Source organism: Rugosimonospora africana (assembly GCF_016862975.1).
Taxonomy (GTDB): Bacteria; Actinomycetota; Actinomycetes; order Mycobacteriales; family Micromonosporaceae; genus Rugosimonospora; species Rugosimonospora africana.
This window is the reverse complement of the sequence record NZ_BONZ01000047.1, coordinates 19,417-27,781: the sequence shown is the minus strand read 5'-3', so window position 1 is coordinate 27,781 and position 8,365 is coordinate 19,417. Positions and strand designations below refer to the sequence as shown.

At 71.0% G+C, this 8,365-nt stretch carries 9 protein-coding genes; 4 read left to right on the top strand and 5 right to left on the bottom strand.

The window, feature by feature from the left end; all coding sequences use genetic code 11:
- Positions 1-344: CLIPPER-2 domain-containing protein (locus Raf01_RS24825; protein WP_373319561.1), on the top strand; the 344-nt coding region annotated here is incomplete at its 5' end.
- 15 nt (positions 345-359) lie between these two features.
- Here Raf01_RS24825 and Raf01_RS24820 read toward each other — a convergent pair.
- The 4 genes from Raf01_RS24820 to Raf01_RS24805 form a co-directional block, all read right to left on the bottom strand.
- Positions 360-899: a DinB family protein gene (locus tag Raf01_RS24820; RefSeq protein WP_203920402.1), complete on the bottom strand. Its 540-nt coding sequence runs from the start codon at positions 897-899 to the stop codon at positions 360-362.
- A 116-nt stretch (positions 900-1,015) separates the two neighbouring features.
- A complete protein-coding gene (locus Raf01_RS24815) occupies positions 1,016-2,077 on the bottom strand; it encodes a helix-turn-helix domain-containing protein (RefSeq protein ID WP_203920401.1) in 1,062 nt (353 codons plus the stop codon).
- 1 nt (position 2,078) lies between these two features.
- On the bottom strand, positions 2,079-2,465 hold the full coding sequence (locus tag Raf01_RS24810; protein ID WP_203920400.1) for a Rid family detoxifying hydrolase: 387 nt from the start codon (positions 2,463-2,465) through the stop codon (positions 2,079-2,081).
- Between the two features lie 118 nt (positions 2,466-2,583).
- Positions 2,584-3,090, bottom strand: a complete 507-nt coding sequence (locus Raf01_RS24805; protein WP_239133879.1) for a MarR family winged helix-turn-helix transcriptional regulator — start codon at positions 3,088-3,090, stop codon at positions 2,584-2,586.
- Positions 3,091-3,179: 89 nt separating this feature from the next.
- Between Raf01_RS24805 and Raf01_RS24800 the strand changes: the two genes are divergently transcribed.
- Together Raf01_RS24800 and Raf01_RS24795 are read left to right on the top strand one after the other, a co-directional pair.
- Complete coding sequence (locus Raf01_RS24800; protein WP_239133878.1) at positions 3,180-4,112, top strand: EamA family transporter; 933 nt, start codon at positions 3,180-3,182, stop codon at positions 4,110-4,112.
- Between the two features lie 5 nt (positions 4,113-4,117).
- Complete coding sequence (locus tag Raf01_RS24795; RefSeq protein ID WP_203920398.1) at positions 4,118-4,762, top strand: NAD(P)-dependent oxidoreductase; 645 nt, start codon at positions 4,118-4,120, stop codon at positions 4,760-4,762.
- 72 nt (positions 4,763-4,834) lie between these two features.
- On the opposite strand, the gene Raf01_RS24790 is transcribed toward Raf01_RS24795, so the two are convergent.
- Positions 4,835-5,464, bottom strand: coding sequence for a hypothetical protein (locus Raf01_RS24790; RefSeq protein ID WP_203920397.1), 630 nt, complete (start codon positions 5,462-5,464; stop codon positions 4,835-4,837).
- Between the two features lie 153 nt (positions 5,465-5,617).
- Between Raf01_RS24790 and Raf01_RS50620 the strand changes: the two genes are divergently transcribed.
- Positions 5,618-8,362 carry an AfsR/SARP family transcriptional regulator gene (locus Raf01_RS50620; protein ID WP_203920396.1) on the top strand — a complete coding sequence of 915 codons (2,745 nt, stop codon included), beginning with the start codon at positions 5,618-5,620 and terminating at the stop codon, positions 8,360-8,362.
- The last annotated feature ends 3 nt before the right edge of the window (positions 8,363-8,365 follow it).

Sequence of the window (8,365 nt, the reverse complement as noted above, 5' to 3'; positions counted from 1 at the left end):
CCGCCGACACCGAATTCTCCGGCACCGGCACGCCACCGCTCATCGCCTGCCCGACCACCACCCTCGTTCCCCAGGACTCGACCACCTGCACCGGCAGGTACACCGTCACTCAGGCCGACATCGACGCCGGCGGCATTGTCAACACCGGCGTCGCCACCGGCACACCCCCGACCGGCCCCGCGGTCGGGTCGGAGCCGTCCACCGCCACCGTCACGGCCAGGGGCGGCGAGCTGCCAGTCACCGGTACCAGCCCGGCCGCCTCGCTCACCAGGGCCGGTGCGCTCGTCACTGTCGGAGCGCTGCTGCTGACCTGCGTCCGCCGCACCGGGCGCCGCACCCGCTGAGCCTCCACGGGACGCTCACTGCCCGGTCATTCCGTCCACCGATTCGCGAATGAGGTCGGCGTGCCCGTTGTGCCGCGCGTATTCGTCGATGACTGTGACGAGGATGCAGCGCAGGTTCGGTGGCTGGCCGTCGGGCCAGGTGCGCCGGGCCCGTTGTCCCAGGTCGCCATCGGTCAGCGCCTGCGCCACCAGGGTGCGGGATCGTTCGGCGGCATCCCGCCAGAGCGCGAAGAGCTGCTCGGGCGAGTCGTGGGCGGCCGATCGCCAGTCCCAGTCCGGGTCGGCCTTCCAGTCCACGGTGTTCCACGGAACGGCCGTGTCCCGCGCGTGCAGGGCGTAGGAGAACCAGTAGTCCTCGACGCGGGCCAAGTGCTTGAGCATCCCGGCGAGGGTCATCGGGGACGGACCCAGAGTTGTCCTCAGGCTGGCCGCGCCCAGCCCGGAACATTTCCACGCCAGGGTCGCCCGCTCGTACTCCAGGAAGCCCAACAGCATGCCGGCCTCATCGGCCGCGACGGGCGGTTGGGGCCGGCCCTGCTCATCCAGTTCGGTCATGAGCGGCGAGTCTAGGATCGACCGATCACTGGCACCATGAGGTTAAGCCGACGCTGAAAAGGTTGTGCCGTGGGGTCACCGGCCTCCTGCTGTCCATAATGGACCGACTCGCTCCGTCAGTCCCCCTGGATCGGCAACGGCCGCGGGTCCGACCCGGCGAGCAGAGAACGGCCGAGCGGCGTGAGCTCATGCACGACCGAGGACCCATTGCGAACCGTGGTGACAAGACCGGACCTCCGGAGCACGCTGGCGTGTTGGCTCGCCCCGGCTTTCGAGATGCCGACCCGGCGGGCAAGGGCACTCGTCGTACAGCCGCCGGCGATAGCCGCAAGGGCAGCCGCGCGCGTCCGGCCCATCAACTCGGCCAGCGGCCCGTCACCGCCGCCTCCGCTCGCCGTCGCCTCGGTGTCCGCCGTGAAGATCGTCGCGGCGTCGGCGGGGCACGGTACCGCCGGATAGAACAGCACCGCCGGCGCGCTCGGATCGCCGGCATTCCAGAACGGCCCCTCCACGGTGCTCAGGAAGACTGTGGCAACCAGCTCGATGCCCCGGCCGTTCAGGTGCACGTCCGCCGGGGGGCCGGGATGCGACGGCAGTTCGAGCGCGGGGCTGTGCCAGCGTACGGTCGGGTGTAGCGAACGGAAGAGCGCCTCGATGCCGTTCGCCGCGGTGAGCTGCGTGCGCGCGGCGACCTCAAGGGCGAGCTGGCGCCGGATGTGCCCCCAGTAGGGCGCCACGACCGCGTCGTGGCACGCCTCGATCAATGGGGCGAGGATGCGCCCGGGTGCGACGTCGGCAGCGACCGTGTTGACCCAGGCGGAGGGCCATCGTTTCGCGTCGAGCCTGCGTCGCTCGCGCCAGCGCACCGTGGCCTCGATCTCGGTCCCCAACCGGTGGCGGCTCATCGCGGCCACCGACTCGAGACCCTCGGCCGCGGTGGACGCCCTGCCGAGGAGAGTGAAGATGTCGAACGCCGACTCTGGCCCCAACACCTCGCTCAGCGGCGCCGCCCAGTGGGGCTGGCCGCGGATGACCCGTCGCCGCCACAGCTCCGGTACGGCGCCGAACCCTCCCGTCCGCAGCGCACGGAAGCCGAACATCGCCTCGACAAGCGGACCGTACGTCGGGGCCACCCGGACCCTGACGAGATCCTCCGGCGTGAAGTGGATACGTAGCACGTCATCCGGCCTGGACTACCGCGATCGCGTCGATCGAGATGAGCAGGCCCCGTGGGAGTCGTACGTTGGCGGGGGCGGACCGGGCCGGTGGCGGGTCGGGCATGTGGCTGGCGTAGATCTCGTTGATGGTCGCGAAATCATCCACATCGCTGTAGAAGATGGTGGTCTTGACCAGCGTTGCCATCGACGCACCGGCGGCGGTGAGAACCGCGTCCAGGTTGCGCAGGGCCAGCCGTGTCTGCGCCTCGATCCCGTGCGGGATCTCTCCAGTGGCGGGGTCGATCCCGGCGGTGCCGGAGCAGAAGACGAAGCCACCGGCGACGATCGCCTGGCTGTACGGGCCGAGTGCGGGCGGTGCCTGCCCGGTCACGACCGCTTGTCGATCCATGGGGTACCTCGCTTCAGATCGGTTGGCGGTGCGGGTGGTGGCGTGATTGTGCGCGTCGAGGAGCCGGTCGCGCCGGCAGCCATCCGACACCCGGATGCCCGGATGCCCGGCTTCGAGGCTAGGGAGCGCCGGGCGGCACGTCGCCGAGGGCGATCAGCATGGTACGCAGCAGTTTCGCGACATGCTCCTGTTCGCTCGGGCTGAGCGAGGCGATCAGCCGGGCCTCGTTGGCGACGTGATCGCTCATCGCCTGGTCGACGAGGTCGCGGCCCTGGTCGGTCAGGCTGATCAGCACGCTGCGCCGGTTCGCGGGGTCGGTCTCGCGGGTGACCAGGGAGCGCGCCACCAGGCGGTCGATCCGGTTCGTGATGGCTCCCGAGGTGATCATCGAGGTGCTCGCCAGATCGCCCGCGGTCAGCCGGTACGGCGCTCCGGAGCGCAGCAGCGTGGCGAGGATGTCGAACTCCCAGAGCTGCAGCCCGCGCGCCGCGAAGTGCTCGCTCAGCCCGCGTTCCAGCAGCCGGGACGCCCGCTGGATGCGGCCGACGACACCCATCGGACTGGGGTCGAGGTCCGGCCGCTCCGCCTGCCACTGGTCCAGCACCCGATCCACGCTGTCGACCATCTCGCTCCTCAAAGCTGAAATGTTTGACATCAAAATAACAGACGTGGTCTTATGTTCAACGTCGAACAGTTCAACATTGAGAGGTAGAGGTGCTTGACACCCGTACCCGCCCAGCCGCCGCAACCCCCGCCCGGAGGCCAGCCGGTCACTGGGCGACCACCGGCCTCACCGCGCTCGCGCCGGTGACCTGGGGCACCACCTACCTGGTCACCACGCAGTGGCTGCCGCCGGACCGGCCGATGCTGTCCGGCGTGCTTCGCGCGCTTCCTGCCGGCCTGATCGCGCTGGCGATCGGCAGGCGACTCCCGCACGGCGTCTGGTGGTGGCGCGCGGTCGTGCTGGGGACGCTCAACATCGGGGCGTTCTTCGTGCTCCTGTTCATCGCGGCCTACCGGCTGCCCGGGGGCGTCGCCGCCACGCTGTCCGCGGCACAGCCGCTGATCGTCGCGGGCCTGGCCCTGCCGCTACTCAGGGAGAGCCCGAGCTGGTGGCGACTCGGCTGGGGCGTGGTGGGGGTGGTCGGGGTGGCGCTGATGGTCCTGCGCGGGCGGCTGAGCGTCGATCTCGCCGGGGTGCTGGCGGGCCTGGCCGGGACCACGGTGATGGCAGCCGGGACCGTACTGGCCAAGCGGTGGGGGCGCCCACCCGGAGTAGGCGCGGTGGCCTTTGCCGGCTGGCAACTCACCGCGGGCGGCCTGCTGATCGTCCCGGTCGCGCTCGCGGTCGAGGGCGCACCGCCGGGGCTGGACGCACCCGCGATTCTGGGTTACGCGTGGCTCTCACTGGTCGGCACGGGCCTGGCGTACACGCTGTGGTTCACCGGCCTGGCACGCCTGCCGGTCACCGCCATGTCGTTCCTTCCGCTGCTGTCGCCCGTCGTCGCCACCGTCCTGGGCTGGGCACTGCTCGGTCAGTCCCTCACCGCCAGCCAACTGCTCGGATTCGGCCTCGCCCTGATCGCCATCGCCACCGCGCAACTGAGCCCCGGCCGAAAAGCCAGTCGAATCGAGAGAAAGAGTTGACATCCATGCGCATCGCAGTCTTCGGAGCCGCGGGAAACACCGGAAGCCGGATCGTCGCTGAGGCGCTGAGCCGCGGCCACCAGGTCACCGCGGTCGTACGGGATCCCGCACGGTTGCCGGAGCTACCCGCGTCCGTGCGCCCGCACATCGGTGACGCCTGCGACGTCGGGGACGTGACGGCGGTGAGCGCGGGCCAGGACGTCGTGGTCGCCGCCACCCGCCCACCGGCCGGGTACAAGAGCGAGCTTGTCGCCGTCGCCAAGTCGTTGCTCGCGGGGCTCTCCGGCACCCGGGTACGGCTGCTGGTCGTCGGCGGTGCGGGCAGCCTCACCGTACCCGGCTCGGGCGGCACGCTCGTGGTCGACGACCCACGGTACGTTCCGCCGGAGTGGCGGGCGATAGCCCTCGCCTGTTGCGACCAGTTCGCGGTATTCCGCGGCAACACGGACGTGGACTGGGCATATCTCAGCCCGCCCGCGATCCTGGAACCCGGGCAGCGCACCGGTCGCTACCGGTCGGGCACCGATGAGTTGCTGACGGATCCCGACGGCGACTCGACGATGTCCACGGAGGATCTGGCCGTGGCGCTGGTGGACGAGGCCGAGACGCCTCGCCATCGCCGTACCCGATTCACCGTGGCACGCCGGTAAGCGGCTGACAGAAGCGCCGGGCGGGACCGTCCGTGCTCCCCGCCCGGCGTGGTTCAGTTGTCCGGCGCTCGCTCAGTTCTTGCAGGTCCAGGAGACCTTGCCGCTGATGCCGGGCGAGACCTGCCCGTTGCCGTCGGAGAAGGCGAGCCGGGTGAACGTGAAGGTGCCGCCGCCCTTGCCGTCGACCTCGACCTTCCCGCTGGAAGTGTCCGGCTGGTCCGCGTAGGCCCGCTGGTCCACCTCGATGTCGGTGCCGCCTCCCGGGCCGGCCATGCCATCGAGGTCGTACGTTCCCGGACCCTTGTAGTCCTCGACCAGCGCGTTGATGAGGACATGCTTGCCACCGATGTCGCCGTTGAGGAACGTCGGCAGGACATAGTGGATCTTCCCGTCCTCCGAGGCGTCGCCCTTGGCGTAGGCCGCGCAGGACTGCGGGCTCTGGCCGTTGTCTGTCGGGGCGGTAGACGTCGTGTCTCCCTTGAGCGCGGTCTCACCGCTCACGTCGAAGGTGACGGTGAGCGTCGGCCCCAGGCCGGAGCCCGCGTCGCCACCGTCGCCCGCGTCCACAGCGGCGGCATTGCCACCACTTGCCCCCGTGTTGCTGTCGCTGTTGCTGCCACAGGCGGTCATCGCCATCATGACGGCCGTCATTCCTGCCAGCGCCGCCACGCTGACCAACCGCAGTCGCGCTGTCCGTGCCACCGCTCTACTCCCCCTGCCGCTGGCCGGCGCTGCTGCTGGCCATCTATTGGTTAGCCTGCTTCGGCACGCCAAAGAAATGCTTAAGCCGGAGACGTGATGCGCTTTCAGGTACTTGGTCCGCTTACGGTGTCCGATGCGGACGGACCTGTCGCGGTGACCGCGCCGAAGCAGCGCACACTACTCGCCGCGTTGCTGGTCGCGCGCAATCATCCGGTCTCCGCCGGCCGACTGGTCAACGAGCTGTGGCCGGAACAGGCGCCGTCGACCGCGACCGCCGCACTTCAGGTGTACGTCTCCGGTTTGCGCAAGGTTATCGGCGACCGCGTCCGTACGACACCGGCCGGCTACGTCCTGGACATCGCGACCGATGACGTCGACGCGCACCGGTTCGAGGACATGCTCGGCGGTCCGGCGCGCTCCGCGGCAACGCTCGCGCAGGCGCTCGATCTGTGGCATGGACCGCCCTTCGACGGTGTCGTCACCGGGCCGGACATCGCCGCCGCCGCGGTCCGGCTGAACGAGCTGCGGCGCTCGGCCCGGCAGGAACTCGCCGGCCTGGCCCTCGCCGATGGCCGCCACGCCGAGATCCTGGCCGACCTCGCCGGTTGGGTGGCGGAGCAGCCCACCGCCGAAGGTCTGGTCGGGCACCTGATGCTGGCGCTGCACCGGGCCGGGCGGAGCGCGGAAGCCATGGCCGCGTTCGCGACGCTGCGCGACGTGCTCGCCGAGAGGTTCGACACCGTACCGGGCGACGAGGTGACCCGCCTGGCCGAAGCCATCCGCCGGCGCGACCCTACGCTCGCGCAGCCGCTCAAGCTGCCGGCCGCGCGGACCCGCTTCATCGGACGACGGTCCGAACTGGACCGGTGCGCCGCGCTGCTCGGCGACTCCCGGCTGCTGACCATCGTCGGCCCCGGCGGTAGCGGGAAGACGCGGCTGTCCTACGAGCTGGCGCGCGAGCTTGCCGCGGACCACCCGGACGGGATCCAGGTGGTCGAGCTGGCCGGCTACCCCACGGCATCCGCGGGAGATGTCGAGGCTCTGGCGGCGCGGGTCGCGGCCAGCGTGGGCGGGCGGGAACTTCCGGGAGAGACCGTCGCGGCGAGTCTCGCGAGGCATCTCGGCGCCCGCCGGGTGCTGCTGGTACTCGACAACTGCGAGCACGTACGGGCGGCGGTAGCCGCGGTGGTGCACGAGCTGCTCGCCGCCTGCCCCGCCGTGCGGGTGCTGGCTACCAGCCGGGAGCCGTTGGGGCTGCCCTCGGAGGACGTCTTTGTCCTCGGTGGACTGTCCCTACCGGACACCGACGCCCCGCGGTCCCGGTCGGTCGGCTCCGACGCCGTACGGCTGTTCGGCGACCGGGCCGCCGCCGCGCGCGGAGGCCGGCGACTGCAGCCGGACGAGGAGCCGTACGCCGTCGAGCTCTGCCGGCGCCTGGGTGGGCTGCCGCTGGCACTGGAGCTGGCGGCGCCCCGGTTGCGGACGCTGTCGTTGCGCGAGCTGGTGGCACGGCTCGACCGCGGCCTGGACCTGCTGTCCGGATCGTCGCCGGTGGACCGCCACCAGACCATGCGCACGGCCATCGACTGGGGACACGATCTGCTCGAACCCGAGCAACAGGTGCTGTTCCGGCGGCTGAGCGTGTTCGCCGGCGGGTTCGATCTGGCCGCGGCCGAGCAAGTCGGCGCCGACCCGGCCGGACCACCGCCGCGCTCCCCGGACGAGGTGCTCGACGTGCTGAGCCGCCTGGTCGAACGGTCCATGGTGGACAGACTCGACGCGGCCGGCGGCGGCAGCCGGTACCGTCTCCTCGAGACGACCCGCGAGTACGCCGCCGAACGGCTGGCGACCGACGGCGCCGCCACCGAGGAACGCGAGGCGGGCGTCCGACACAGCCGGGTGTACCAGGAGCTCGTCGCCGCCGCTCCCCCGACCGACGGGCCGGCCCACGCGCAGTGGCTCGCGAGCATCAGCGCCGAACACGACAACATCCGGGCCGCGCTGGAACGTAGCCTCTCCGGCGGTGACCCCGAGACCGGGTTGGCCATCGCCACCTCGATGTGGTGGTACTGGTGGGTGACCGGCCAGATGCTCGATGGCCGTACCTGGCTGCGCCGTGCCCTCAAGGCGACCGAGTACGAGGTGAGCCAGCGCCGCGGACAGGCCCTGCGAGCCGCGGCGTCACTGGCTCGCAACAGTGGTGACCTGGCGGAGGCGCGGCGGCTCGGCACCCAGGCACTCGACACGTTCCGCGAGCTGGACAACCGTGCCGGCATCATCTCCAGTCTCAACAACCTCTCCATCACGGCACAGGGCCAGCACGACTACGAAGCCTCGCTCGAATACGGGTACGAGGGCCTGCGACTTGCCGAAGACAGCGGGAACGACCGGGCCGTCGCGGCTGCGTTGAACAACACCGCGGGTACGTTGCGCTGCCTCGACCGGCTCGACGAGGCCGGCGACATGTTCGCCCGCGCACTGGCCGGCTTCGAAAAGATCGCCGACCGGCGAGGCGAGGCGGCCGCCCGCTTCAATCTGGCCACAGTGGACAGACGGATGGGCCGGTTGGACGATGCCCGGCAGCGCTACCTGCACGCGCTGGCGATCTACACCGAGCTGGACATCGCGGAGGGGCAGCTCGACGCGATCGAGGGGCTGGCCCACTTGCACGCCCTGCAGGGCCGGCCGGCGGAGGCGCTGCGGTTGCTGGTGGTGTCGGACCGGGAGCGTTCCCGGCTCGGCGCCCCACTGTTCACGCCGGACGAGCTCGCCGACCGCAACCGGGCCGAGAAGCTGGCCCGCGCGGCGCTTTCCCGCGAGGAGATGACCGCCGCACTGCGCGCCGCGTCGACCAGCACACTCGCCGACCTGGTGGCCAGCTACCGGATCCCCGCGTAGCGG